Below are 24,763 nucleotides of genomic sequence, written 5' to 3'. Positions count from 1 at the left end.
GTCAGCCCTCCCGTCCGTTGAAGATCGTGTCGCGCCAGGCGCGCTCGCCCGACGCCAGGTCCTCGACCCAGAAGCGCAGGTCGCTGCGCGCCGCCTGCGCCGCGGCATCGTCGGGCCGGGCGATCACGTAGACGCGCTGCAGCAGGGTGGAGTCGGCGGGCACCTCGACCGTCAGGTCGTCCTCGCCTTCCAGCGCGATGCGCAGGGTCGAGTCGGAGACGAGCGAGAGGTGGAATTCCCGCGGCTCGCCGTTCTTGTTGCGCAGCCGGATGTCGTAGGCATTCCGGATCGCGCCGTCCGACAGCGTCACGAAGGTCGGATTGCGAACCGGCGCGACCGTCATCTCGATATCCGAGCGGATGAAGAGCGCGAAGAGCAGCCCGACGCCGATCGCCGCCCAGAGGATGGTGTAGACGATCGTGCGCGGCCGGAAGACATGCTTCCAGACCGGCTTGGGCTGCCAGTCGCGCGCGGCGGGCATGGTGAAGGGCTGCGCGGCGGCCAGCGGCGCGGGCGCGGCCTGCCCCGGGGCGCGGGCGATCGCGGCCTGCGGATCGGCGTCCAGCGCGGCGCGGGCGGCGGCGGTCGGTCCGGGCACGCCGGTTTGGGCGCCGCCCGCGCCCGCCTCGGTCCCCATCGGGCGAACCGGCGCGTGTTCGCCCGGCGCCACCGGAGGCCGATCGTCGAGCGCGAGATAGTCGATCAGCCCCCGCGGCTTGCCGATCTTCTCCATCACGTCGTCGCAGGCATCTATGCAGAGCGCGCAGGTGATGCACTCCATCTGCTGGCCCTCGCGGATGTCGATGCCCATCGGGCAGACATTCACGCAGGCCATGCAGTCGATGCAGTCGCCCTCGCGGTTCTCGTGCTTCTTGCCGCGCGGCTCGCCCCGCCAGTCGCGGTAGCCCACGGTCAGCGTGCCCTCGTCCATCATCGCGCCCTGGATGCGCGGCCAGGGGCACATGTAGATGCAGATCTGCTCGCGCATGAAGCCGCCGAAGACGAAGGTCGTGGCGGTCAGGATCGCGATCGTCAGGTAGGCGGCGGGATGCGCCTGCCCGGTCACGAGGTCGCGCGCCAGGGTCGGCGCGTCGGCGAAGTAGAACACCCAGGCCCCGCCGGTGGCGACCGCGATCAGCAGCCAGGCGGTCCATTTCGTCACCCGCAGGCGCCATTTGCGGGCGTCCCACTTGGCCTTCCACAGCCGGACGCGGGCGTTGCGGTCGCCCTCGATCCAGCGTTCCACGAGGATGAAGAGGTCGGTCCAGACCGTCTGCGGGCAGGCATAGCCGCACCAGACCCGGCCCAGCGCCGAGGTGAAGAGGAAGAGCCCCAGCCCCGCCATGATGAGAAGCCCGGCCACGAAATAGAATTCATGCGGCCAGATCTCGATCCAGAAGAAGTAGAAGCGCCGTCCCGCCAGGTCGACCAGCACCGCCTGGTCGGGCAGGTTCGGCCCCCGGTCCCAGCGGATCCAGGGCACCAGGTAGTAGATCCCCAGCGTGATCCCCATGATCCACCACTTCAGCCGCCGGAAGAATCCGGTGACGCGGCGCGGGAAGATCGGCACCTGCGCGGCGAAGAGGGGGGCGGCTTTTTCGGTCATGAGAGGCGTGATCCGGTCTGTCTCGATCCTGCCATCGCAGGCCGCGGGGCGGGCAACCTTGATCTGCGTCAAGCACTGCCGCTTTGACGTGGCGTCGCAGGCTTCTACCTCAGTTGGACACCGCAAGGAGACAGACACACATGGCCAGTACCGATCGCACCGGCGGCCGCCTGATGGACAGGCCCGAATATGCCGCCAAGCCGAAGCCGCTGACCCGCGGCCCCGACACCACCGTGACCGAGGCGGTCGCGGCGATGTCGGACAAGAATTACGGCTGCGTGATCGTGACGGATGCCGAGGAGAGGGTCATCGGCGTCGTCACCGAACGCGACATCATGAACAAGGTCGTGGGCCGCGGCCTCGACGCGAAGACCACCACGCTGTCCGAGATCATGACGGCCGAGCCGCGACTGGCGAAGGAGACCGACGACATGCTGCACTGGCTGCGCATGATGTCGAACGAGCGGTTCCGCCGCCTGCCGGTCGTGGACGACGAGGGCCGCGCCAAGGCCGTGTTCACGCAGGGCGATTTCGTTAGCTACACCTGGCCCGACCTGATGGGGCAGATGGGTTCGATCCTGAAGGCGCAGGCCGTGGGCAATTTCCACTACCTGCTGATCGGCGGCGCGATCGTCGTGTACGTGCTGGCCATGATCGTGGTGATGATGGCGCTCTGACGCGAACGGGCGGCCCCCAAGGAGGCCGCCCATCCCAAGCAGAGCACTCGTTACTCCACCTGCCGCTCGCCGCCGCCCAATCCATGGACATAGGCGGCAACCGCGCGGACCTGCGCTTCGCCGAGGCGTTCACCCCACGGCGGCATGATGCCGAACCGGGAGTAGCGAATGGTCTCCTCCAGATCCTCGGCCGATCCGCCATAGAGCCAGATCGCGTCCGTCAGGTTCGGCGCGCCGAGTTCGCGGTCGCCCAGGCCCATATCGCCGTGGCAGGCCGCGCAATTGTCGGCATAGAGCACCTCGCCCTCGGGGCTGATCGCTTCGGTGAGGCCGCCCATGTTGCGCACATGCGTGACCAGAGACGCGATCTCCTCGTCCTCGAGGATGTCGCCGAAGGCCGGCATTTCCGACCAGCGGGCGTCGGGATCGGCCTCGTTCCGGATGCCGTGGCGGACGGTGTAGGCGATATCCTCGATCTGCCCGCCCCAGAGCCAGGCGTCGTCGAGCAGGTTCGGGTACCCCGCCGCCTGCACGCCTGCGGCGCCGCGCCCGTGGCATTGCGAGCAGTTGTTGGCGAAGACCGATGCGCCGGCGCGCACGGCGTAATCGTGCAGCGCCTCGTTCCGCTCCAGCACGGCCAGGTCGATCTCGACCAAGCTGTCGCGCAGCTCCGCGGTGGTCAGGTTCACGGTCTCGATATCGGCCGCGACATTGGCCCGGGTGGACCAGTTCAGGACCCCCGCCGTCGCGCCGGACACGAGCGGCCAGGCCGGGAAGAGGATCGTGTAGATGATCCCCCAGACGACCGTGGCGTAAAAGGTCCAGAGCCACCAGCGCGGCAGCGGCGTGTTCAGCTCCTCGATCCCGTCCCAGGTGTGGCCGGTCGTCTCGATGCCGGTTTCCTTGTCGATCTTCTTCTCGTCAGCCATGGCTGGGGCCTTTCGTGAAATCGGGGGCGGCGCAGTTGCAATCGGCGCAGGTCCTGTCGCAGCCCAGCTCGTCGTGGCGGAAGGGTGCTGCGGCGGCATCGTCGTGCAGCGGCCGCGAGCCGGGCCGGAAGGCCCAAGCGATCACGCCCAGGAAGAACAGCGTCAGCGCCAGGAGCACCCAGCTATCCGCCAGTTGGCGCAGGAAGGTGTAGGTTTCCATCGTCTCCTCCCTCAGCGGCTGGCCACGGGCGTGAAGGTCGAAAAATCGACCAGCGTGCCCAGCATCTGCAGATAGGCGATCAGCGCATCCATCTCGGTCACCGCGTCCAGCCCGTCGAAATTGCGGACCTGCGCGCCGGGATAGCGTTCGACCAGGGCGTCCCAGTCGCTGTCGGGATCGGCCTGCGCCAGGAAATCGGCGCGCGCCTCGGCGATCATCTCGTCGTCGTAGGGCACGCCCACGAAGCGATGCACCGCCATCTCCTCGCCGATATACGCGCCGTCGAGCGGCGTATCGGCCAGGAAGGCGTATTTCGGCATCACCGATTCCGGCACCACGCTTTGCGGGTCCATCAGGTGGTCGACATGCCATTCGTCGGAATACCGGCCGCCGACCCGTGCGAGGTCCGGCCCCGTGCGCTTGGAGCCCCATTGGAACGGGTGGTCGTACATCGACTCGGCCGCCAGCGAGTAGTGGCCGTAGCGCTCCACCTCGTCGCGCATCGGGCGGATCATCTGGCTATGGCAGACGTAGCAGCCCTCGCGGATGTAGATGTTACGCCCCTCCAGCTCGAGCGGCGAGTAGGGCCGCATTCCCTCCACCTTCTCGATCGTGTTCTCGAGGTAGAAGAGCGGGGCGATCTCGACCACGCCACCGACGGTCACCACCAGGAAGCTGGCCACCAGCAGCAGCGTCGCGTTGCGCTCCAGCCGCTGATGGAAGGTGATCGTCTCGGTCTCGGGGGGCAGCTCGTTGGGAAGCTTGCCCTCCTTGGCCCCCTCGCCCGCGGTGACGACCTTGGGGTCGTCCTTGGGGTCGTAGTTCGGGTCTCGCGGATCCTTGGTCATGATCGTTCACTCCGCAGGGGTTGCGATGGTGGCGGCGGTGGGCTGGCGGATGGTCATCCACATGTTCCAGACCATCACCAGCGCGCCGGCCAGGTAGAGGACGCCGCCCAGACCGCGCACCACGTACATCGGGAACTTGGCGTCGACGGTGTCGGCGAAGGCGTTGACGAGGAAGCCGTTGGCATCGACCTCGCGCCACATCAGGCCCTCCATGATCCCCGTGACCCACATCGAGGCCGCGTAGAGGACGATCCCCACGGTCGCGAGCCAGAAGTGGACGTTGATCGCGCCGACCGAGTACATCCGCGCCCGGCCCCAGAGCTTCGGCACCAGGAAGTAGATCGCGCCGAAGGTGATCAGGCCGTTCCAGCCCAGCGCACCGGAATGCACGTGGCCGATGGTCCAGTCGGTGTAGTGGCTCAGCGAGTTGACCGCCCGGATCGACATCATCGGGCCTTCGAAGGTGCTCATCCCGTAGAAGGCGAGCGAGGCCACGAACATGCGGATGATCGGGTCGGTGCGGATCTTGTCCCAGGCGCCCTGCAGGGTCATCAGGCCGTTGATCATTCCGCCCCAGCTGGGCATCCACAGGATCACCGAGAACACCATGCCCAGCGTCGCGGCCCAGTCGGGAAGCGCCGTGTAATGCAGGTGGTGCGGGCCCGCCCAGATATACAGGAAGATCAGCGCCCAGAAGTGGATGATGCTCAGCTTGTAGGAATAGACCGGGCGGCCGGCCTGCTTGGGGACGAAGTAGTACATCATCCCCAGGAAGCCCGCGGTCAGGAAGAAGCCCACCGCGTTATGGCCGTACCACCACTGGGTCATCGCGTCCTGCACGCCGGCGAAGACCTGCACGCTCTTCGAGCCCCAGATCGAGACCGGGATCGACAGGTTGTTGACCACGTGCAGCATCGCGACGGTCACGATGAAGGCCAGCAGGAACCAGTTGGCGACGTAGATGTGCCGTTCCTTGCGGGTCATCAGCGTGCCCATGAAGACCACGAGATACGCGACCCAGACGATGGTCAGCCAGATGTCGACGTACCATTCGGGCTCGGCGTATTCCTTCGACTGGGTGGCCCCCAGCAGGTAGCCGGTGGCCGCCAGCACGATGAACAGGTTGTAGCCCCAGAACACGAACCACGCGAGATTGCCGCCCCAGAGCCGCGCGCCGCAGGTGCGCTGCACGATGTAGAAGGAGGTCGCGATCAGCGCGTTGCCCCCGAAGGCGAAGATCACCGCGCTGGTGTGCAGCGGGCGCAGGCGTCCGAAATTGGTGAAGGGCTGGCCCCAGTCCCAGTTGAGCGCCGGAAAGGCCAGCTGGAAGGCGATATAGGTGCCCACCAGGAAGCCCGCGACGCCCCAGAAGGCGGTGGCGATGACGCCGTAGCGGACCGGCCCGTCCATGTAGCCCGTCGCGGGGCGCGGGGCCGAGATCGGCGCCTCCTCCATGCCGCGCAGGATCCACAGGAACATGCCGCCCGCGATCAGCATGATGATGACGGCGTGGACCATATAGGCCAGGTCGCGCGCCCAATTCGCGGCGATCGCGGCGAAGAGGGCGATGAGCCCCAGCGCGATCAGTTTCAAATAATCGGACATCTGCCGTCCCTTTCCCGGTCTTCTCCGGGTTCGGGAATGGCAGCAGCGCTTCCCAGCCGCTTTGACTCAGGTCAAGCAGCCGGGCGACGTGGGGTCAGGAGATGACGGAGCCGTCGAAATCCTCGCCGGCCTCGCCGGCCAGCGCGAAAAGATCGCCGCATTCGATGCCGCGATTGCCCTGCAAAGTGATGACGCCATCCTTGCGCAGCGCGGTGATCTGGCGGCTGACCGTCTCGATCGTCAGGCCCAGATAGGCGGCCATCGCCTCGCGCGAGAGCGGCAGCTCGGCATGCGCCCCGCCCGCGGTGTCCAGCGTCGACCGGCGCAGCACGATCAGCAGAAGCGAGGCGACCTTCTCGCGCGCGGTCTTGCGGCCCAGAAGCAGCATCCACTCGCGCGCGGCATCCAGCTCGTCGAGCGACATCTCCAGGAGACGCTCGCGAATATGCGGCATCTCGGCCAGCAAGGCTTGGAACGGCTCGCGCCGGAACATGCACAGCGTCAGGTCCGTCGCGGCCACGACCTCGTAGGGTGCGGTCGCGCGCCCCGGCCGGCCGATGAAATCCGAGGGCATCAGAAGGCCCACCATCTGCGTGCGCCCATCCTCCAGCGACCGGGTCAGCGTAGCGCATCCGGCAACGACCGAGGCGGCGAAATCCAGCGCCTCGCCTTCCATCACGACGGTCTCGCCCGCCTTCCAGGACCGGTAGGCCTTGATGGTGTCCAGATGGGCCAGCTCGTCCGCGTCGCACTTGGCGCAGACCGCACGATGGCGGATGGGGCAGCGTTCGCATTGGACGCGCCCGATCTGGGGGACGTGGACGATCATGCGCGCAATTAAACCATGCGGTTGATTTGCATCAAGGGCGCGTTTGGCCATCGGCGACATGGTCGCAGCATGATCGACCGCGCCTTCCTTCGCCGTCACGGCCTCTTCGACGCCCGGACGCCCCGCTACACCAGCTATCCGCCGGCGCCGCATTTCTCGCGCGCGGTTGGGCCCGACCGGATGCGCGACTGGCTGGGCGCGGTGCCCGAGGGCTCCGATATCTCGCTCTACGTGCATATTCCCTTCTGCCGGCGGCTGTGCTGGTTCTGCGCCTGCCGGACCCAGGGCACGCTGACGGATGCGCCGCTCCGGCCCTATCTGGACGCGCTCAAGACCGAGATCGCGACGGTCGCGGACGCCATGCCGCCGGTCCGGGCGGCGCGGCTGCATCTCGGCGGCGGGACGCCGACGATCCTGCCCGCGCCAATGCTGCGCGAGCTGGGCGCTGCGCTGGCCGAACGGTTTCCGCTGGCGCCCGGCGCCGAGGTTTCGGTCGAGCTCGACCCGACGATGCTGGACGACGACCGGCTCGACGCGCTGGCCGAGATGGGCCTCAACCGCGCCAGCATCGGCGTGCAGGATTTCGCTCCCGCCGTGCAGGAGGCGATCGGCCGCGTCCAGACGGTCGAGCAGACCCGCGCGGCGGTCGACGGGCTGCGGGTGCGCAGCGTCTCGCGGCTCAATCTCGACCTGCTCTACGGCCTGCCGCACCAGACGGAGGCGAGCCTTCTGCGCACGCTCGAGGCGGCGCTGGCCCTCGATCCCGACCGGATCGCCTTTTTCGGCTACGCCCATGTGCCCTGGGCCTCGCGGCGGCAGGTGATGATCCCCGCCGACGCGCTGCCCTCGCCCGAGGCCCGGCTTGATCTCTTCGAGGCAGCCTCCGAGCGGCTGGCCCGCGCGGGCTTCGTCGCGCTGGGGATCGACCATTTCGCCAAGCCCGACGATCCGCTGGCCCGCGCCGCGTCCGAGCGACGGCTGCGCCGCAACTTCCAGGGCTATACCGATGACGGCGCGCCGGTCCTGATCGGGCTCGGCGCCTCGGCCATCTCGTCGCTGCCGCAGGGCTACGCCCAGAACGCGCCCGCGACGGCGGCCTGGCAGGCCGCCGCGGGCGAAGGACGGCTCGCCACCCTGCGCGGCCACGCGCTCACCGCATCGGACCGGCTGGAGGCCGCGGCCATCGAGGCGCTTCTGTGCGACTTCGCGATCGCGCCGCTGCGCATCGCCCAGCGGGCCGGCGTCTCGCCCTCGCGGGCCGGCGTGCTGGTCGCGACGCTTGCGGCCGCGGTGCCGGATCTGGTCCGGCTGAGCGGGTCGGGCGAGCTGCGCCTGATCGACGAGGCCAAGCCCCTCGCCCGGGTCGTCGCCGCGCGGATCGACGGCTACCGCGCCGAGGCGGGGCGCCACAGCCTCGCCGTCTGAGCGCATGGATTGACCTTCGCGCGCGGCTGGGGCCTTTGTCGCGCGATGGCCCGGACACTCACCTCACCGCTGCTCGACGCGCTGCCCTTCGACGACGTAATCGACGTGCGTTCGCCCTCGGAATTCGCCGAGGATCACATCCCCGGCGCCCTCAACCTCCCCGTCCTCGACGACGCGGAACGCGCCAAGGTCGGCACGATCTACACCCGCCAGGACCGCTTCCTCGCCCGCCGCATCGGCGCGGCGCTAGTCGCGCGCAACGCCGCCCGGCACCTCGAAGAGGCGCTGGCCGATCGCGGCGGCGGCTGGCGGCCGCTCGTCTATTGCTGGCGCGGCGGCCAGCGCTCGGGCGCCTTCGCGACGATCCTGGGACAGGTCGGCTGGCGGGCCGAGACGATCGAGGGCGGCTACCGCGCCTATCGGCGGCTGGTGAAGCGGGCGCTCTATGACGCGCCCTTCGCGAACCGCCTGATCCTGATCGACGGCGGCACCGGGACGGGCAAGACCCAGCTTCTGGACCATCTCGGGACGCTCGGGGCGCAGGTCGTCGACCTCGAAGGCCTCGCGGCGCATCGGGGCTCGAATTTCGGCGCGCTGGAGGTGCCGCAGCCGTCGCAGAAGATGTTCGAGTCGCGCCTCCTGCCCGAACTGGCCCGGCTCGATCCCGACCGCCCGGTCTTCATGGAGGCCGAAAGCAACGCGATCGGCGACATCCTGATCCCGCCCGCGCTCTGGAAGGCGATGGGCACCGCCGAGGTCGTTCGGCTGGAAGCCCCCCTGCCCGCCCGCGCGCGGTTCCTGACGACGACCTATCCGGACCTCACCGCCGACCCGCACCTCCTGGCCAGCCGGATCGACGCGCTGCGCCCCTACCAGCCGCGCGAGCGGATCGAGGACTGGCACGCCCTGGCCGCGGAAGAACGCTTCGCCGCGCTGGCCGAGGGGCTGATCGCGCATCATTACGATCCGCGCTACGGCCGGACCACGCGCGAGGGGCGCCGCGTGATCGGGGAGGTCACGCTGACCGACCTCTCCGAAGGCGACCGCGCGCGCGCCGCCGCCGAGGTGCTGGCCATCGCCGGGGGCTAGGCGCAGCGGATGCGCGGGCCGCCATCGGTGACGGTCCCGATCCGCGCCGCCTCATGGCCCGCCGCGCGCAGGCGCGCGACCAGATCCGCGGCAGCCCCGGGCGCGACGGCGGCAAGCAGGCCGCCCGCCGTCTGCGGATCGTGGAGCAGCGTCAGCGCCGCGCCCGCGCCGCCCTCGACCGGCGCCCCGCGCCGATTTGCGGCATGCAGGACCGAGGCGTGGCCGGCCTCCGCCATCTCGGCCGCGCCAGCATAGAGCGGCACGGCGTCGAGCGCGATCTCGGCCCCCACGCCGCTCGCCCGGCAGATCGCCATCAGGTGCCCGGCCAGACCGAAGCCCGTCACGTCGGTCATCGCATGCGCACCCGAAAGCACCGCCGCCGCGTCGCCCTGCGGGCGCGCCATCGCGTGCAGCATGGCCATCACGTGCCGGCCATTCGCAGCCCCCGCCATCTCGGCGGCCAGCAGCGTGCCGACCCCGATCGGCCGGGTCAGGATCAGCGCGTCGCCCGGCCGGGCGCCGTCAAGGCCGATCGGCGGCCCCTCGCACAACCCGGTCAGGGACAGCCCAAGCGTCGTCTCGGCCCCCATGGTCGAATGGCCGCCGACCAGCTCCCCGCCCGCGTCGCGCAGCACCTCGGACATGGCGCCGAGGATGTCGGCCAGCGTGCGCGCCTGCAGCGCCTCGGACATGCGCGGCAGGACGACCGAGGCCAGCCCGGCCTGCGGCGCGGCGCCCATCGCCCAGATGTCGCCCAGCGCGTGGACCGTCGCGATCCGCGCCATCAGCACCGGATCGCCGGTGAAGGCGCGCAGGTGGTCGGTGGTCAGGACCTGACGCGCGTCGCCGGTGGCCAGGATCGCCGCGTCGTCGCCGGGCCGCGACAGCACGTCCTGGCGCACCGGCGGCGGCAGGCGCAGAAGCGCCGCGGCCAGCGCGTCGCCGGTGATCTTCGAGCCGCAGCCAGCGCAAAGCGGCTTGGCCCGCGCGTCCTGTCCCGCGGCGGCCACCTTCGGCGCGGCCGGGGGCGTCATCGCCGGCAGGTCCGTCAGCCGTTTCATGAAGGCCCGGTCGATATGGTCCTTCCAGCGCCAGACGAGCGGCCCCGCCGGCGCGATCCCCGCGCGCGACAGCTGCGGCTGCTCGGCCAGCGCGGCCTGCGCCCCGAGCGAGATAAGCTTCAGGTAGCCCTTCTGCGGCCGGAAGGGCCTGAGGCCCCGCTCCGCCAGGGCGGCGCGCAGGTTGTCATGCAGGACCGGGGCCGCGCGAACGGCGTAGACCCCCGCCTTGGGACGCGGCGAATGGGTGAGCAGCGCGCAATCGCCCGCCGCAAAGAGATCGTCGCGCCCCTCGACCCGCAGCATCCGGTCGACCCGGATGAAGCCGTCCTCCTGCGGCAGCGGGGTATCCGCCACCCAGCGATGCGGCCGCGCGCCGGCGGCACCCAGCGTGAAATCGGCGGGGATCGTCTCGCCATCGGCCAGGACCACGTGGTCCGCGGCGACCCGCGCGACGGAGACGCCGGGGCGGAAGGCCACGCCCAGATCGCGCATCGCCCGCTGCAGCCGCGCGGCAACCCGGTCGCCCACGCCGCCGATGGTCGCGCCGGCCTCCAGGATCGTCACCGCGGGGCTCCGGGCGCGCAACGCATGGGCCATCGCCAGCGCCAGCTCGACCCCCGCGACGCCGCCGCCGATCACCGCGATGCGCGGCGCGTCCTCGGCCGCAAGTGCCCGGTCGCGAAAGCCGCGCCACGCGCGGGCGAAGCGGTCGAGCGGCTTGGCCGGCACGGCGTGTTCGGCGAAGCCCGGAAGGTCCGGCATCTCGCCCGTGATCCCGATATCGATGGAGGCCACATCATAGGCGAGCTGCCGGTCGCCCAGGTCCAGCATCCGCGCCTCCGGATCGATGTCGCGCACCGCGCCGTCGATCAGCGCCGCACCGGCGAAGCGCGCCAGGCGGACGAGGTCGATATCGAGCTCGTCGCGGGTGTAATGCCCCGCGACATGGCCCGGCAGCATGCCCGTATAGGGCGCCGTCGGTCCGGGATTGATCACGGTGAGCCGCGCGCCGGGCAACGGGTCCATGCCCCAGCGGCGCAGGACGAGGGCATGGGCATGGCCCCCGCCGATCAGGACGAGGTCGCGGGTCAGGGGAAGGTCGGGCGTCATCGCGCCGGTCTAGCGGAGGCCTGCGCGCCCCGCCAGCGGCGCTCAGCCCCGGGGGCCGGTGGCCAGGAGCGTGTCGACCATCCGCGTCAATTCGCGGGCGCTGAACGGCTTCGCCAGCCGCACGGCATCCGGCAGCCCCTTGGGAAGGGCGCCGGTCTCGTCGGTATAGGCCGACAGGAACATGAAGGGTCGGTCGAGCTCGCGCAAGCGGTGGGCGACCGGGGCGCTGGTGCGGCCCTCGCCCAGATTGACGTCGAGCACCGCGATACGGGGCGGGTCGCGCTCGATCTCCGCGAGCGCGGTTTCGGCCGAGGCGTGGACGCTGATCCGGCGATGGCCCGCGCCCTGCAGGGTCATCTCGATATCGACGGCGATCAGGGCCTCGTCCTCGACGATGAGAATGTCGCTTGCCGCCATCCGTCGCCCCCTTTTCTCGCCTTGCTGTTGACATCCCGCGGAATTCGCCCGGGCAGAGCGGCCGCGTGGCAGGACGGCGTTCTCGCACGTAGTTTGGCTTCGGGACGGGCCCTCGGCAAGAGGCTGCCGAGGCGAGCGGCGGATCCGGCCCCACGGACCCCTGCGCGGGCCGCTCGCCATGGCTCGAAATCCGGGGCGAGGCGCGCCGGCTCAACGAAGCTTCTGATTTCAAATGATTTCTTCGGATGGGAGTGCGCGATCGCCTCGAACCCGCCCAGAACCTCGTGCGCGGATCGTCGCCGACCGAGGTGGCCGGACGCGCCCGGAAGAGGATGCGCGGACCCTCGGATTGGCCTTGTGGCGGCAACGGTGACCTCCGACCACGGTCGCGCACCGACGCGCCCGAGACGCCCCGGATGTCAGGGCGCCGGACCCAGCGTGTCGCGCAACCGCAGCTCCGTTCCCAAGTCGATCGCCGGGGGCGGGCGCTCGCCCCGGACGAGGGCCACGAGGATCTGCGCGGCACGACGGCCCATCTCGCGATGCGGCACGTGGACGGTGGTCAGCGCGGGCGTGGCCACCATCGCGAGTTCGATATCGTCGAAGCCGGTGATCGAGACATTGCCCGGAACCGAAAGGCCCGCCGCCTTCGCAGCCCGGAGCGCGCCGACCGCGAGCACGTCGTTGCCGCAAAGGACCGCCGTCGGCTTCGGGCGGGACTGCATCACCGCGTCGAAGGCCGCGGCGCCGGTGTCGATGCCGTATTCGGTCTCGACGACCTGCAGCGCGTCCTCGGGCAGGCCCGCCGCGGCGAGCGCGCGCCGGGCGCCCACGATCCGCTCGGACGCGCGATCATTCGCCGCCGAATGCGCCGAGATGAAGCCCAGATGCCGGTGCCCCAGCGCCAGGACCTCCTCGGTCAAACGCTCCATCGCGGCGGCATTGTCGAAGCCGATGGCGGGCTGCGGGCGGCCGCGGTCATAGGCCCAGGCGACGAGCGCCGGCGTCCGCCGCGCCTCGAGGAAATCCCAGACCGCCGGATCGCGGTGATAGCCGATCAGCAGGATGCCGTCGGCCCCGCGCGCGGTCAGGTTGCGGATCTGCTCGGCCTCCAGCTTCTCCTGGTAGCCTGAGGACGCGATGAGCAGCGTGAACCCCTGCCGGCCGAGCTCCTCCTGGAAGGCCTGGATGCCGCGGGCGAAGATCGCGTTCTCGATCGTCGGGATGACCGCGCCGATCGTGTTGGTGCGCTTGGCCGCCAGCGCGCGGGCGCCGAAATTCGGAGCATAGCCCAGCGTCGCCACGGCCTCGAGCACGCGCTCGCGCGTCCGGGCGTTGACGCGGTCGGGATCGTTGAGACAGCGCGAGACGGTGGCCGTGGACACACCGGCATGCCGCGCCACGTCGGCGAGCGTCGGCAGGCGCGCAGCGCCGGTTCTGTCGGCCTCGATGTCCATGGCGCGCGTCGCGTCGTCCTCCCGGCCGCTCCCCCGGCGGTAGATCACAGTTTGGCGTGTCGGGCGAGCCATGCAACCTTAACGAAAGCTTGCCTGAAAAAATGTAAGCGCTTACCATCCTAACGAATCGGACCGTCGCGACTGGGAGGGCGCTTGATGGCACTGATCCTCGCGGGCCTCTTGCTGGCCGGCTTCATCGTCAACGTCGTGCTCGGCTCCGTCGCCGGAGACGCCCCCCTGGGGGTCGTGGCCGAGGCGTTGCTGCTGTTCGCCGCCTCGATCTGCTTCACCGTGGCCATCCTCAAGCGGGAGGCCGTGGCGAAGGAGAAGGGTACGCTCAAACCGCCACCACCATCTCAGGGAGGACTATGATGGATAAGACACGTAAGGAGCTGACGGACGCATCGCGCCGCAACTTCCTCAAGCTGACAAGCGCGGGGGGCTTCACCGCCGCGATGGTGGCGGGAGCCGCCGGCATGCTGTGGTCCGACGCCGCGGTCGCGCAGACCGCCGCCGAGGAGCGCGAGCGCGAAGCCGCCGCCGAGCACACGATGACGGTGGCCACGGCCTATGTCCTCGGCGCCTCGCGCAGCTATCCGATCATGCAGCTCGACCTGAAGGAAAACATCCAGAACGCCACGAACGGCAAGATCTACGTCCGTCTCGCCCCCGGCGGGCAGCTCGGCGCCGGCGGGGCGCTCGTGCAGGCGGTGCAGGGCGGCACGATCCAGTGCGCGCAGCACTCGATCTCGAACTTCGCGCCCTTCGCGGCGGTCGTCGACCTGATCAACCTGCCCTATTTCTGCGGCTCGAATCAGCGTTTCACCAACCTCGTCGACTCCGACACCTGGAAAGAGGTCGTGCATCCCAAGGTCGAGGCCGCGGGCTTCAAGGTCCTGTCCTACGTCAATATCGACCCGCGCGTCGTCGCGGTGCGCCAGGGCGGCAATGCCGTGCTGACCCCGGGCGATCTGGCGGGCGTGAAGTTCCGCGTGCCGGGCTCGGAGATGCTGCAGCAATACTACCGCATGGTCGGCGCCAACCCGACCCCGGTGGCCTGGGGCGAGACGCCGTCGGCGATCAAGCAGGGCGTGGCCGACGCGCTCGACCCGTCGGTGGGCGCGCTCTACGTCTTCGGCTTCAAGGACATCCTGAGCCACGTGACCTTCACCCAGGCCGTGCCGGACAGTCAGGTCTATTCGGTCAACCTGGAGTGGTTCAATTCGATGCCCGCCGATGTGCAGGAAGGCATCGAGTTCGCCGGCGAGATGACCCGCCAGCAGAACCTCGCCAAGGTCCCGGCGGCCCGCGCCTACGCGATGTCGGAGCTGTCGAAGGCCGGCGTCCAGTTCCACACGCTGAGCGACGACCAGCTTGCCGAATGGCAGGAAACCGGCGGCTATCAGCGCGACGAATGGACCGCGTTCAAGACCGACCTCGCCGGATCGATGGACGCCTTCGCGCAGCTGGAGGAGGCGGCCAACACGATGGGCCGCTACTACGTCCACGACGCCTGACCCGTTCGGGGGCGCCCGCCCGGCGCCCCCGTTCCCGAACCCGCAGGATCACCGGCCCCGCGCCGGATGGCGGCGCGCGCCCGCGCGACCGCAGGGAGAACGCGCATGTCACGAACCTGGAAAGCCATCGACCAGAACGGGGAGCGTTGGCTCCTTCTGACCTTCTACATCATGCTGGTCGGCACGATGTTCATCGAGGTCGTGCGGCGGGAGCTGTTCTCCTATTCCTCGATCTGGGGCGAGGAAATCGTCCGCTACTCGTTCATCTACCTCGCCTGGATCGGCGCCGCGGCGGCGGTCAAGGAGCGCGGCCATATCCGCATCGACGTGCTGATGCAGTATGTCGGGCCGCGGGTGAAGGCGCTGCTCTACATCCTAGGCGATATCGTCATGTTCGCCGTCGCGGCCGTGGCGCTCTACTGGTCCTTCGAGACGGTGCTGGTCTCGGCCAAGTTCGGATCCGTGACGCACGGCCTCCGCATCAGCCAGGTCTGGTTCCTGATGGCGGTGCCCTTCGGGTTCGGCCTCGTGATGCTGCGCCTGATCCAGTCCTTCCTGCGCGATGTGCGCGACCTTCGTGACGGCCGGCCCGTCTACGAAGGCGACAAGCTGTTCGACTGAGGGGGGCGCGCGATGCTCTGGCAACAACTCCAGAACCAGACGGTCATCCTCGGCTGGGATTTCTACGGCCCGGTGATCCTGTTCGTCGTGCTGGTGGCGCTGGCCATCCCGGTCTGGGCCGCCATCGGCGCGGCCGCGATCCTGATGCTGGTCATCTCGGGCGCCCTGCCCCTCAGCCTCGTGGGCGAGAGCCTGTTTCACGGCATCGACCATTTCGCGCTGACCGCGGTGCCGCTCTTCATCCTGACCGGCGACGTGCTGGTGCGCACCGGCCTCAGCCGCAAGTTCCTCGACGTGGCCGAAGCGCTGACCTGCTGGGCCAAGGGCGGCTTCGGCTCGGCCACGGTGCTGGTCTGCGGCATGTTCGCGGCGATCTCGGGCTCGGACGCGGCGGGCGCCGCCGCGGTGGGCCGCATGACGATCGACCGCCTGGTCGAGAGCGGCTATCCCCGCCCCTATGCCTGCGCGCTGGTCGCGGCGGGTGCCTGTACCGGCATCCTGATCCCGCCCTCGATCGCCTATATCATTATCGGCCTCGTGCTGGGCATCTCGGCCTCGACCCTGTTCCTGGCCGCCGTCATCCCCGGCATCGCCATCCTCGTGTCGATCCTGGTCACCAACATCGTGATGAACCGTCTGAACCTCTGGGAAGGCGGCGGGATCATGACGACCTCGGAATGGGCAGCGAACCTGTGGAAGGCGCTCAAGTCCGGCTGGTACGCCTTCATCGTGCCCGGCATCATCTTCTACGGCATCTTCTCGGGTCGGCTGACGCCGACCGAGGCAGGCGCCGTCGCGGTGGTCGTCACCATCGCGATGGGCTTCGGGCTCAAGACGCTCAGCCTGTCGGACTTCCCCGCGATGCTCGTCAGCTCGGCCAAGGTGAACGGCGTGATCCTTCCGATCATCGCCTTCTCGCTGCCGCTCGCGCAGGCGCTGGCGATCCTGGGCGTGCCGCAGGGCTTCGTCGGCGCGGTGACCTCGCTCACCGAGGACCCGACGCTGCTGATCCTGCTGATGGTCGCGATCCTGATCGCCGCCGGCTGCGTGATGGAGACGACGCCCAACATCGTGATCCTCGCGCCCATCCTGAAGCCCTTGGCCGACAATATCGGCATGAACGAGATCCAGTTCTGCATCATGATGATCACCGCGCTGGGCGTGGGCTTCATCACGCCGCCGCTGGGCCTGAACCTCTTCGTGGTCTCGGGGATCACGGGCGAGTCGATCCTCAAGATCGCCTATCGCGCCATCCCCTTCGTGTTCTTCATGTTGGCCGTGACGCTGCTGATCGCGCTCTATCCGCCGATCTCGACGACACTGCTTCCTGAAATCTACCAGTAGGAGCCTAGTCAAATGGCACGGGAATACCTCAAGAAAGCCGATCTGACGCCGGCCAGCGGCGCCTCCGATGTCAGCGCCATCGTCCAGGGCATCCTCGACGACATCGAGGCGGGCGGGGACGCCAAGGCGCTAGAATACGCCGCCAAGTTCGACCGCTACGAGGGCAATGTCGTCCTGACCGAGGCCGAGATCGCGGCCGCCGCCGCGCAGGTGCCCGAGAAGGTGAAGAAGGACATCCAGTTCAGCCACGCCAACGTGAAGCGCTTCGCCGAGGCGCAGAAGGCCACGATCGAGGATTTCGAGACCGAGGTGATCCCCGGCCTGATCGCCGGCCAGAAGACCATCCCCGTCGAGGCGGCGGGCTGCTACGTGCCCGGCGGGCGCTACAGCCACATCGCCTCGGCGATCATGACGGTGACCACCGCCAAGGTGGCGGGCTGCGCGAATATCGTCGCCTGTTCCCCCCCGCGCCCCGGCGTGGGCGTCGCGCCCGCGATCATCTACGCAGCGCATCTCTGCGGCGCCGACAAGATCGTCGCGATGGGCGGCGTGCAGGGCGTCGCGGCGATGACCTTCGGCCTGTTCGGCCTGCCCAAGGCCAATATCCTCGTGGGCCCGGGCAACCAGTTCGTGGCCGAGGCCAAGCGCATCCTCTTCGGACGCGTCGGCATCGACATGTTCGCGGGCCCGACCGACAGCCTGATCCTCGCCGACAAGACAGCCGATCCGGAGATCGTGGCCGCCGACCTCGTGGGCCAGGCCGAGCATGGCTATAACTCGCCCGTCTGGCTCGTCACCGACGACCGCGCGCTGGCCGAGACCGTGATGAAGCGGGTGCCCGAGCTGATCGCCGACTTGCCCGAGCTCAACGGCGACAACGCCGCCAAAGCCTGGCGCGACTATGCCGAAGTCATCCTCTGCGCCGATCGCGAGGAGATGGCCGCGACCTCCGACGACTACGCGCCCGAGCACCTGACCGTGCAGGCCGAGGATCTCGACTGGTGGCTCGACCGGCTGACCTGCTACGGCTCGCTCTTCTTGGGCGAGGAGACCACGGTGGCCTTCGGCGACAAGGCGTCGGGCACGAACCACGTGCTGCCCACCTCGCGCGCGGCGACCTATACGGGCGGGCTGTCGGTCCACAAATACATGAAGATCGTGACCTGGCAGCGCGCCACCCGTGACGGCGCCCGCCCGATCGCCGAAGCGACGGCCCGCATCTCGCGCCTCGAGGGGATGGAAGGCCATGCGCGGACCGCCGACATCCGGCTGCGCAAATACTTCCCGGAGGTCAATTTCGACCTGAGCGTCGAGGGCTGACATGGCCGCATCCGACAGGCCGGGTCCCGATCTGACCGGTCATGTCGCGCTGGTGACCGGGGCCTCCTCGGGTCTCGGCCGCCGCGCCGCCATCGCGCTCGTCCGCGCGGGCGCGCAGGTCGTGGCCGTCGCCCGCCGCATCGAGGCGCTGGCGGATCTGGCGAGCGAGGCGGACGGCGCCGTCGCCCCGCTGCCCTTCGACCTGGCCCGTCGCGACGCCCTGCCCGAGCTGGCGCGCGCCGCGGCCGAGCCCTTCGGGGCGCCCGACATCCTGGTGCACGCCGCCGGCATCAACACGCGCGAGCCCGCCGACGCTGTGACGCCCGAGGGCTGGGACGTCACGCTCGGCCTGAACCTCGCCGTGCCCTTCTTCCTGAGCCAGGCCTGTGCGCCCGCGATGAAGGAAAAAGGCTGGGGCCGGATCGTCAATTTCGCCTCGCTGCAAAGCACCCGCGCCTTTCCCGGCGGGCTGGCCTATGGCGCCTCGAAGGGCGGGATCGCCCAGCTGACCCGCGCGATGGCCGAAGCCTGGTCCCCGCATGGCATCAACTGCAACGCCATCGGCCCCGGCTTCTTCCGCACCGAGCTGACGCAGGCCGTCTTCGCCGACCCGGAGCGCGCCGCGCGCAACGCCGCGCAGACCTGCATCGGCCGCAACGGCGAGCCGGAGGATCTCGACGGGCCGCTGCTCTTTCTGTGCTCGGACATGGCGCGATACGTGACCGGGCAGGTCCTGATGGTCGACGGGGGGTTCACCGCGAAATGAAGGCGCTCGTCTATACCGGCCCGGAATCGCTCGAATTCCGCGAAACGCCCGACCCCCAGCCGCCCGAAGGCCACCACCTGGTGCGGATCGAGAGCGTCGGCATCTGCGGGTCGGACATGCATGCCTTCCTGGGCCACGACCCCCGCCGTCCGGCGCCGCTGATCCTGGGCCACGAGGGCGCGGGCACGGTCATGGGCGGGCCGATGGACGGCACCCGCGTGACGATCAACCCGCTCGTCACCTGCGGCAGCTGCGACGCCTGCCGCACGGGGCGCGAGAACCTCTGCGCCGACCGCCAGATCATCTCCATGCCGCCGCGCGAAGGGGCCTTCGCGGAATTCGTCGCGATGCCCGAGGCGAACCTGATCCCCGTCCCGGACGATGTGCCGCTCGGCAAGGCCGCGCTGGCCGAGCCCATCGCCTGCGGCTGGCACGCCGTGCGAATTGGCCTGGGGCTGCCGGGCGGGGCGCGCGACGCGCTCGTCATCGGCGGCGGCGCCATCGGCGTGGGCGCCGCGCTCAGCCTCAGCGCGCAAGGCGTCGACCGGGTCACGCTGGTCGAGCCGAACCCGCTGCGCCGCGAGACGCTCGCCGCGCATCTCGACGCGCAGATCGCCGCGCCCGAGACGGTGACCGACCTGCAATTCGACATGGTCGTCGACGGCGTGGGCTACGACGCCACCCGCGCGACCGCCGCGGCGCTGACCCGTCCGGGCGGGGCGATCCTGCATATCGGGCTGGGCGGCGGCGCCGCCGGCCTCGATATTCGCCGCCTCACGCTGCAGGAAATCGCCTTCATCGGCACCTATACCTACACCGCGCAGGATTTCCGCGACACGGCGCAGGCGATTTTCGACGGGCGGCTTGGCACGCTCGACTGGACCGAGACGCGGCCCCTGTCGGACGGCGCACGCGCCTTCGCCGATATCCGCGCGGGCCGCGTGGCGATGCCGAAGATCGTGCTGGAGCCCTAGGCCGGGCGCAGGCCCAGCATCTTGCGCGCCTCCGCGGGCGTGGCGACGGGTCGCTCGAACCGCTCGCAGATTTCGACTGTCCGCGCGACCAGCGCCGCGTTCGACGGCGCCAGCCGCTCGCGATCCAGCCGCACGTTATCCTCGAGCCCCGTCCGCGCATGCCCGCCCGCCGCGATCGCCCATTCGTTCAGCTCGAGCTGGTGCCGCCCGATCCCCGCCGCGCACCATTCGCTGCCGGGCAGAACGCGCGCGACCGTCTCGACATAGAAGTCGAAAACCCGCCGGTCGGCGGGCATCGCGTTCTTCACGCCCATCACGAATTGCACATAGGCCGGGGCCTTCAGCCGCCCGTCGCCCTGCATCTTCGCGGCCTGCAGCAGATGGCTCAGGTCGAAGCATTCGATCTCGGGCTTGATGTCGTGGATCATCATCTCGCCCGCCAGCCAGTCCACCAGGTCGGGCGGGTTCTCGTAGACGCGGGTCGGGAAGTTGTTCGACCCGACGCTGAGCGAGGCCATGTCGGGCCGCAGCGGCAGCATCCCGCCCCGCTCGCGCCCGGCCCCCGAGCGCCCGCCGGTCGAGAACTGGATGATCATGCCGGGACAGTGGCGTTCCAGCCCCTCCTTCAGGCGCGCGAATTTCTCGGGGTCCGAGGACGGCGTCTCGTCATCGTTGCGCACATGCGCATGGCAGATCGCGGCCCCGGCCTCGAAGGCCGCCTGCGTGCTTTCGATCTGCTGGGCGACGGTGATCGGAACGGCCGGGTTGTCGGCCGTCCGCGGCACGGAGCCGGTGATGGCGACGCAGATGATGCAGGGGTTGGACATGGGCGCTCCGATGCGGATCTTCGCCGCAGGATGGCCCCGCCGCGCGCCCGCGCGCAAGCGGATGCGACGCGCCGTTCCCCTCGGCCGCGCAGGGGCTATAGTCGCGGCAAAGCCGAGGGAGGACGCATCATGGCACGCACCATCATCATCGAGGAGGCCGGGGGTCCGGAACAACTGAAGCTGGTCGACCGGCCCGTCGGCGATCCGGGGCCCGGCGAAATCCGCGTCCGGCATCGAGCCTGCGGGCTGAACTTCATCGACGTCTATCAGCGCACGGGCCTCTATCCGCTGGAGCTGCCGCATCCGCTGGGGATGGAGGCCGCGGGCGAGGTCGTCGCCATCGGCGCGGGCGTCGACCACCTGAAGCCCGGGGACCGCGTCGCCTATGCCGCGATGCCGCCGGGCGCCTATTGCGACGAGCGCGTGATGCCCGCGGCACAGGTCTGCCCCCTGCCCGACGCGATCGATTACGAGACCGCCGCCGCGGTGATGCTGCAGGGACTGACGGTCGAATACCTGTTCCACCGCATCACCGAGCTGAAAGCGGGCGACCGCGTCCTGTTCCACGCCGCCGCCGGCGGCGTCGGGCTGATCGCCTGCCAATGGGCCCGGTCCGAGGGGATCGAGCTGATCGGCACGGCCGGGACGGACGAGAAATGCGCCCTGGCCCGCGAGCATGGCGCGGCGCATTGCATTAATTACCGCGACGCCGATTTCGTCGCGAAGGTGAAGGAGATCACGGACGGCGCGGGCGTCGATGTCGTGATGGACGGCGTGGGCAAGGACACGTTCGACGGCTCGCTCGACTGCCTGCGGCCGCTGGGCTTCATGATCTCCTTCGGCAACGCCTCGGGCCCGGTGCCGCCGGTCGACCTGCTGAAACTGGCCAGCAAGGGCTCGCTCAAGCTGACCCGCGCGACGCTCTTCACCTTCCTCGCCGATTTCGACCGCTGCCAGGCGATGGCGCGGCACCTCTTCGAAAAGGTCGCCTCCGGCGCCGTCGTGCCCCGCATCGGGCAGCGCTTCCCGCTCGAGAAGGTCGACGACGCGCATCGCGCGCTCGAGGCGCGGCAGACGACCGGCTCGACGATCCTGACGCTGTGACCGCCGCGGAGGGCCTTTCGCCCGCGTCGGGGCGGCACGCCGCGGGGCGGAGCATGCGGATCGACGTGCTCAATCCCAATGCCTCGCAGGCCGTCACCGCCGCGATGGCCGAGGGCCTGCACGCCCTGCCCGTCGCGTCGCGCCACGCGATCCGCTGTTCCGAGCTCGCCGATGCGCCGCCCGGGATCGAGACGGACGCCCATGTCGCGGAGGTCGCGCCGATGGTCGCGGCCTTCGCCGCCCGGAGCAGGGCGGACGCGCTTGTCGTGGCCTGTTTCTCCGATCCCGGCGTCGGCGCGGCGCGGGCCGCGACGGCGATCCCGGTCATCGGGATCGCGGAGGCCGCCTACCTGCTGGCCCTGCAGCTCGCGCCGCGGTTCGGTGTCGTCTCGCTGGGCCCCAGCTCCATCGCGCGCCACGTCGCGCAGATCGAACGCCTTGGCCTCGCGTCCCGCCTCGCGGGCGATCGCGCGGTGGGCATGACGGTGGCTGAGGGCCACGGCCCGGACGCGCTGTCGCGGGTCGAACCCGTCGCCCGGGCGCTGGTCGACCGGGACGGTGCCGGGGTGGTCATCCTGGGATGCGCCGGGCTGGGCGGGCTGCGCGCGGATCTGCAGGACCGGCTCGGCATCCCGGTGATCGACCCGGTGCAGGCCGGCGTCGCCGCGGCCGCGAGCCTGCTCGAGATGGGCTACGGGGGGCGCCCGATGACCGACCGGCTGATCTGCGGAACGATCGTCACGCCGGACGGGGTGCGGCCCGGCGGCTGGATCGCCGTGGAGGGCGAGCGCATCGCCGCGACCGGCACCGGCCCCCGCCCCCGCGCGGCGGAGATCGACGATCACCGCGACGCGCTTCTGCTGCCGGGCGTGGTGGACGGCCAGACCCATGCGACGAGCGCCAAGGGGCTGGCGGGCATCGCCGAGACGACGCGCGGGGCGGTGGCGGGCGGCGTGACCACGCTGGTGGACATGCCCTATGACAATCCGGCCCCCCTGGACCGTAGCGAACGCTTCGACGCCAAGGCCCGGGCCATCGCGGAGCACGCCCATGCCGACATGGCGCTTTACGGGACCGCCACCGCCGAGACCGGGACCGCGAACCTTCACGACCTGATTGCGCGCGGCGTTGTGGCCTTCAAGATCAGCGCCTTCGAAAGCGACCCAACCCGCTTCCCCCGCATCTCCGCCGACCTGACGCTGGACCTGCTGGAGGCGCTGGCCCCCACCGACCTGCCGCTCGGCCTGCACAACGAGGATCAGGAGATCGTGCGCGCCCGGATCGCCCGCGCCCGTGCCGCCGGGGCCGAGGGGATCGCCGCGCATGCGACCGCCCGCCCCGAGGCGGCCGAGCTGTCGGCCACTGCCGCCTTTCACGCCCTCGGCCTCGCCACGGGCGCCCATACCCATGCCGTCCACCTGACGACCGGCACCGGCTTCGCGCTGACCCGCGCGCTGGCCGGCGTGGCGCCGCGCGCGACGGGCGAGCTCTGCGTGCATTACCTCTGGTTCGACGCCGCCACCGACGGCGCGGCGCTGGGCGCGCGGATGAAGGTGAACCCGCCGATCCGCCCCGGCGCGATCGACGGTCTCTGGCGGGCGATCGAGGCGGGCGAGGTCGCCTTCGTCTCCTCCGACCATTCCTCCTGGCCGATCGAAGGCAAGCTGACCGCCTCGATCTTCGATGCGGGCGCGGGCGTGCCGGGGGTCGAGACGCTCCTGCCCGCCTTCTACACCGCCGCCGTCCGGCGCGCTCCCGACCAGGCCGCCGCCCTGACCGCGCGGATGCTGAGCGACGCGCCCGCGCGCTTCTTCGGGATCGACGACCGCAAGGGCCGGTTGGCCACCGGCCGCGACGCCGATATCGCGGTGCTGGAACCGGGCCGCTTAACCTGGGACGAGGCGCAAGCCCATGACGGGCTGGCCTGGTCGCCCTTCCACGGGCGCGACTTCGCGGGCCGGGTGCGCGCGACCTATCTGCGCGGCCGGCCGGTCTGGGACGGCCAGACCGTGTCGAACGCGCCGGGCGCGGGCCGGCTGGTGAGACGCAACACGGCGGGCTGGTTCGCCCGGGAGGACGAGGCATGAGCAAACTGACCGAGGCGGCAAACGGGGTCTACGTGATCTCGGTGACGCCCTTCGACGAGACGGGCGCGATCGACTGGGACAGCCTCGACCGCGTCACCGACCGCTACCTGGAGGCCGGCGCGGACGGGCTGACCATCCTCGGGATGATGGGCGAGGCCCCGAAGATGACCGCCGACGAGGCCGCGGAGATCGTCGCGCGCGTCATCGCGCGGGCGGGTGGCGTGCCGGTGGTCGTGGGCGTCTCGGCGCCCGGGCTCGCCGCGTTGAAGGGCCTCGGGCTCAAGGCCATGGACACCGGCGCCGCGGGCGTGATGGTCGCGCCGCCCGGCAGCCTGCGCACCGACGCCCAGATCCGCGGCTACTACGCCATGGTGTGCGAGGCGCTGGGCCGCGACGTGCCCGTGGTGCTGCAGGATTTCCCGCTGGTGACCGGAGTGCAGATCAGCGACGAGGCGCTGGGCGCGATCATCGACGACTGCCCCTCGGTCGTGATGCTCAAGCACGAGGACTGGCCCGGCCTCGCCAAGATCAGCCGGCTGCGCGCGGCCGAGGCCGGCGGCCGGCGGCATATCTCGGTCCTCTGCGGCAACGGCGGCTCCTTCCTGCCGGAGGAGATGGCCCGCGGCGCGGATGGCGCGATGACCGGCTTCGCCTATCCCGAGATGATGGTCGAGGTGGTGCGCGCCATGAACGCGGGCGAGACGGCGCGCGCGCATGACGTGTTCGACGCCTACCTGCCGCTTATCCGCTACGAGACGCAGCCGGGCCTTGGCCTCGCCGTGCGCAAGCACGCGCTCTGGCGCCGCGGCTGGATCGCGTCGCCGGCGCTGCGCAAGCCGGGGGCCGGGCTCGACCGGGAGACCGCCGCCGAGGTCGACCGCCTGATCGACCGCCAGGCGCGGCGTCTGGAGGAGATCGGCTGACCCCCGA

General features: G+C 70.2%; 23 protein-coding genes. 13 read left to right on the top strand and 10 right to left on the bottom strand.

Annotated features, from left to right (window positions below; all coding sequences use genetic code 11):
• Position 1: 1 nt before the first annotated feature.
• On the bottom strand, positions 2-1,606 hold the full coding sequence (ccoG, locus tag P8627_RS13675) for a cytochrome c oxidase accessory protein CcoG (RefSeq protein ID WP_279964755.1): 1,605 nt from the start codon (positions 1,604-1,606) through the stop codon (positions 2-4).
• Between the two features lie 140 nt (positions 1,607-1,746).
• On the opposite strand from ccoG, the gene P8627_RS13670 reads away from it, so the two are divergent.
• Complete coding sequence (locus P8627_RS13670) at positions 1,747-2,283, top strand: CBS domain-containing protein (RefSeq protein ID WP_279964754.1); 537 nt, start codon at positions 1,747-1,749, stop codon at positions 2,281-2,283.
• A 50-nt stretch (positions 2,284-2,333) separates the two neighbouring features.
• On the opposite strand, the gene ccoP is transcribed toward P8627_RS13670, so the two are convergent.
• From ccoP to fnrL, 5 genes are all read right to left on the bottom strand, one after another.
• Complete coding sequence (gene ccoP / locus P8627_RS13665) at positions 2,334-3,212, bottom strand: cytochrome-c oxidase, cbb3-type subunit III (protein WP_279964753.1); 879 nt, start codon at positions 3,210-3,212, stop codon at positions 2,334-2,336.
• The gene (locus P8627_RS13660; protein WP_279964751.1) at positions 3,205-3,432 is read right to left on the bottom strand and encodes a cbb3-type cytochrome c oxidase subunit 3; all 228 of its coding nucleotides are present in this window, start codon (positions 3,430-3,432) and stop codon (positions 3,205-3,207) included. Before P8627_RS13660 ends, ccoP begins: the two co-directional genes overlap by 8 nt.
• A gap of 11 nt (positions 3,433-3,443) precedes the next feature.
• Complete coding sequence (gene ccoO / locus P8627_RS13655) at positions 3,444-4,280, bottom strand: cytochrome-c oxidase, cbb3-type subunit II (RefSeq protein ID WP_279964750.1); 837 nt, start codon at positions 4,278-4,280, stop codon at positions 3,444-3,446.
• A 6-nt stretch (positions 4,281-4,286) separates the two neighbouring features.
• Positions 4,287-5,885: a cytochrome-c oxidase, cbb3-type subunit I gene (gene ccoN, locus P8627_RS13650; RefSeq protein WP_279964749.1), complete on the bottom strand. Its 1,599-nt coding sequence runs from the start codon at positions 5,883-5,885 to the stop codon at positions 4,287-4,289.
• Between the two features lie 94 nt (positions 5,886-5,979).
• Positions 5,980-6,714, bottom strand: coding sequence for a transcriptional regulator FnrL (fnrL, locus tag P8627_RS13645; RefSeq protein WP_279964748.1), 735 nt, complete (start codon positions 6,712-6,714; stop codon positions 5,980-5,982).
• A gap of 69 nt (positions 6,715-6,783) precedes the next feature.
• On the opposite strand from fnrL, the gene hemN reads away from it, so the two are divergent.
• Positions 6,784-8,139 (top strand): oxygen-independent coproporphyrinogen III oxidase, encoded by a 1,356-nt coding sequence (hemN, locus tag P8627_RS13640; protein WP_279964746.1) that lies wholly within the window; start codon positions 6,784-6,786, stop codon positions 8,137-8,139.
• 45 nt (positions 8,140-8,184) lie between these two features.
• A complete protein-coding gene (gene mnmH / locus P8627_RS13635) occupies positions 8,185-9,228 on the top strand; it encodes a tRNA 2-selenouridine(34) synthase MnmH (RefSeq protein ID WP_279964744.1) in 1,044 nt (347 codons plus the stop codon).
• Here the strand turns inward: mnmH and selD are convergent.
• From selD to P8627_RS13620, 3 genes are all read right to left on the bottom strand, one after another.
• Positions 9,225-11,399 carry a selenide, water dikinase SelD gene (gene selD / locus P8627_RS13630; RefSeq protein WP_279964743.1) on the bottom strand — a complete coding sequence of 725 codons (2,175 nt, stop codon included), beginning with the start codon at positions 11,397-11,399 and terminating at the stop codon, positions 9,225-9,227. The genes mnmH and selD overlap by 4 nt on opposite strands.
• Before the next feature lie 42 nt (positions 11,400-11,441).
• Positions 11,442-11,816: a response regulator gene (locus P8627_RS13625; protein WP_279964742.1), complete on the bottom strand. Its 375-nt coding sequence runs from the start codon at positions 11,814-11,816 to the stop codon at positions 11,442-11,444.
• A gap of 419 nt (positions 11,817-12,235) precedes the next feature.
• The gene (locus P8627_RS13620) at positions 12,236-13,273 is read right to left on the bottom strand and encodes a LacI family DNA-binding transcriptional regulator (RefSeq protein WP_279964741.1); all 1,038 of its coding nucleotides are present in this window, start codon (positions 13,271-13,273) and stop codon (positions 12,236-12,238) included.
• A gap of 156 nt (positions 13,274-13,429) precedes the next feature.
• Between P8627_RS13620 and P8627_RS13615 the strand changes: the two genes are divergently transcribed.
• From P8627_RS13615 to P8627_RS13585, 7 genes are all read left to right on the top strand, one after another.
• Positions 13,430-13,645: a hypothetical protein gene (locus P8627_RS13615; protein ID WP_279964740.1), complete on the top strand. Its 216-nt coding sequence runs from the start codon at positions 13,430-13,432 to the stop codon at positions 13,643-13,645.
• A complete protein-coding gene (locus tag P8627_RS13610; RefSeq protein ID WP_279964739.1) occupies positions 13,645-14,790 on the top strand; it encodes a TRAP transporter substrate-binding protein in 1,146 nt (381 codons plus the stop codon). Before P8627_RS13615 ends, P8627_RS13610 begins: the two co-directional genes overlap by 1 nt.
• A 105-nt stretch (positions 14,791-14,895) precedes the next feature.
• A complete protein-coding gene (locus P8627_RS13605; RefSeq protein WP_279964738.1) occupies positions 14,896-15,411 on the top strand; it encodes a TRAP transporter small permease in 516 nt (171 codons plus the stop codon).
• A gap of 12 nt (positions 15,412-15,423) precedes the next feature.
• Positions 15,424-16,755: a TRAP transporter large permease gene (locus tag P8627_RS13600; protein ID WP_279964737.1), complete on the top strand. Its 1,332-nt coding sequence runs from the start codon at positions 15,424-15,426 to the stop codon at positions 16,753-16,755.
• Between the two features lie 12 nt (positions 16,756-16,767).
• On the top strand, positions 16,768-18,075 hold the full coding sequence (hisD, locus tag P8627_RS13595) for a histidinol dehydrogenase (RefSeq protein ID WP_279964736.1): 1,308 nt from the start codon (positions 16,768-16,770) through the stop codon (positions 18,073-18,075).
• Between the two features lies 1 nt (position 18,076).
• Positions 18,077-18,841, top strand: a complete 765-nt coding sequence (locus tag P8627_RS13590; RefSeq protein ID WP_279964735.1) for an SDR family NAD(P)-dependent oxidoreductase — start codon at positions 18,077-18,079, stop codon at positions 18,839-18,841.
• Complete coding sequence (locus P8627_RS13585) at positions 18,838-19,815, top strand: zinc-dependent alcohol dehydrogenase (RefSeq protein ID WP_279964734.1); 978 nt, start codon at positions 18,838-18,840, stop codon at positions 19,813-19,815. The genes P8627_RS13590 and P8627_RS13585 overlap by 4 nt, the downstream gene beginning before the upstream one ends.
• Here the strand turns inward: P8627_RS13585 and P8627_RS13580 are convergent.
• Positions 19,812-20,642: a BKACE family enzyme gene (locus tag P8627_RS13580; protein WP_279964733.1), complete on the bottom strand. Its 831-nt coding sequence runs from the start codon at positions 20,640-20,642 to the stop codon at positions 19,812-19,814. The genes P8627_RS13585 and P8627_RS13580 overlap by 4 nt on opposite strands.
• Before the next feature lie 129 nt (positions 20,643-20,771).
• Here P8627_RS13580 and P8627_RS13575 point away from each other — a divergent pair, with 129 nt between their 5' ends.
• From P8627_RS13575 to P8627_RS13565, 3 genes are read left to right on the top strand one after another with little or no spacing between them, the layout of a single operon-like run.
• The gene (locus P8627_RS13575; RefSeq protein ID WP_279964731.1) at positions 20,772-21,746 is read left to right on the top strand and encodes a quinone oxidoreductase family protein; all 975 of its coding nucleotides are present in this window, start codon (positions 20,772-20,774) and stop codon (positions 21,744-21,746) included.
• Between the two features lie 53 nt (positions 21,747-21,799).
• On the top strand, positions 21,800-23,833 hold the full coding sequence (locus P8627_RS13570) for an aspartate/glutamate racemase family protein (RefSeq protein ID WP_279964730.1): 2,034 nt from the start codon (positions 21,800-21,802) through the stop codon (positions 23,831-23,833).
• A complete protein-coding gene (locus P8627_RS13565; RefSeq protein ID WP_279964729.1) occupies positions 23,830-24,756 on the top strand; it encodes a dihydrodipicolinate synthase family protein in 927 nt (308 codons plus the stop codon). The genes P8627_RS13570 and P8627_RS13565 overlap by 4 nt, the downstream gene beginning before the upstream one ends.
• Positions 24,757-24,763 lie beyond the last annotated feature (7 nt).

The sequence above is a fragment of the Jannaschia sp. GRR-S6-38 genome, from assembly GCF_029853695.1.
GTDB classification, from domain to species: domain Bacteria; phylum Pseudomonadota; class Alphaproteobacteria; order Rhodobacterales; family Rhodobacteraceae; genus Jannaschia; species Jannaschia ovalis.
Note: the sequence above shows the minus strand (reverse complement) of the source record. Positions and strands in the feature narration are given on the sequence as shown.

What these genes read in the sequence shown, in the direction of transcription:
- selD (WP_279964743.1), bottom strand. Translation starts at nt 11,399, where the DNA reads ATGACGCCCGACCTTCCCCTGACCCGCGACCTCGTCCTGATCGGCGGG.
- P8627_RS13670 (WP_279964754.1), top strand. Translation starts at nt 1,747, where the DNA reads ATGGCCAGTACCGATCGCACCGGCGGCCGCCTGATGGACAGGCCCGAA.
- mnmH (WP_279964744.1), top strand. Translation starts at nt 8,185, where the DNA reads ATGGCCCGGACACTCACCTCACCGCTGCTCGACGCGCTGCCCTTCGAC.
- P8627_RS13620 (WP_279964741.1), bottom strand. Translation starts at nt 13,273, where the DNA reads ATGGACATCGAGGCCGACAGAACCGGCGCTGCGCGCCTGCCGACGCTC.
- P8627_RS13585 (WP_279964734.1), top strand. Translation starts at nt 18,838, where the DNA reads ATGAAGGCGCTCGTCTATACCGGCCCGGAATCGCTCGAATTCCGCGAA.
- ccoN (WP_279964749.1), bottom strand. Translation starts at nt 5,885, where the DNA reads ATGTCCGATTATTTGAAACTGATCGCGCTGGGGCTCATCGCCCTCTTC.
- P8627_RS13605 (WP_279964738.1), top strand. Translation starts at nt 14,896, where the DNA reads ATGTCACGAACCTGGAAAGCCATCGACCAGAACGGGGAGCGTTGGCTC.
- hemN (WP_279964746.1), top strand. Translation starts at nt 6,784, where the DNA reads ATGATCGACCGCGCCTTCCTTCGCCGTCACGGCCTCTTCGACGCCCGG.
- P8627_RS13615 (WP_279964740.1), top strand. Translation starts at nt 13,430, where the DNA reads ATGGCACTGATCCTCGCGGGCCTCTTGCTGGCCGGCTTCATCGTCAAC.
- P8627_RS13625 (WP_279964742.1), bottom strand. Translation starts at nt 11,816, where the DNA reads ATGGCGGCAAGCGACATTCTCATCGTCGAGGACGAGGCCCTGATCGCC.
- hisD (WP_279964736.1), top strand. Translation starts at nt 16,768, where the DNA reads ATGGCACGGGAATACCTCAAGAAAGCCGATCTGACGCCGGCCAGCGGC.
- P8627_RS13580 (WP_279964733.1), bottom strand. Translation starts at nt 20,642, where the DNA reads ATGTCCAACCCCTGCATCATCTGCGTCGCCATCACCGGCTCCGTGCCG.
- P8627_RS13590 (WP_279964735.1), top strand. Translation starts at nt 18,077, where the DNA reads ATGGCCGCATCCGACAGGCCGGGTCCCGATCTGACCGGTCATGTCGCG.
- P8627_RS13610 (WP_279964739.1), top strand. Translation starts at nt 13,645, where the DNA reads ATGGATAAGACACGTAAGGAGCTGACGGACGCATCGCGCCGCAACTTC.
- ccoP (WP_279964753.1), bottom strand. Translation starts at nt 3,212, where the DNA reads ATGGCTGACGAGAAGAAGATCGACAAGGAAACCGGCATCGAGACGACC.
- P8627_RS13570 (WP_279964730.1), top strand. Translation starts at nt 21,800, where the DNA reads ATGCGGATCGACGTGCTCAATCCCAATGCCTCGCAGGCCGTCACCGCC.
- ccoO (WP_279964750.1), bottom strand. Translation starts at nt 4,280, where the DNA reads ATGACCAAGGATCCGCGAGACCCGAACTACGACCCCAAGGACGACCCC.
- ccoG (WP_279964755.1), bottom strand. Translation starts at nt 1,606, where the DNA reads ATGACCGAAAAAGCCGCCCCCCTCTTCGCCGCGCAGGTGCCGATCTTC.
- fnrL (WP_279964748.1), bottom strand. Translation starts at nt 6,714, where the DNA reads ATGATCGTCCACGTCCCCCAGATCGGGCGCGTCCAATGCGAACGCTGC.
- P8627_RS13575 (WP_279964731.1), top strand. Translation starts at nt 20,772, where the DNA reads ATGGCACGCACCATCATCATCGAGGAGGCCGGGGGTCCGGAACAACTG.
- P8627_RS13660 (WP_279964751.1), bottom strand. Translation starts at nt 3,432, where the DNA reads ATGGAAACCTACACCTTCCTGCGCCAACTGGCGGATAGCTGGGTGCTC.
- P8627_RS13565 (WP_279964729.1), top strand. Translation starts at nt 23,830, where the DNA reads ATGAGCAAACTGACCGAGGCGGCAAACGGGGTCTACGTGATCTCGGTG.
- P8627_RS13600 (WP_279964737.1), top strand. Translation starts at nt 15,424, where the DNA reads ATGCTCTGGCAACAACTCCAGAACCAGACGGTCATCCTCGGCTGGGAT.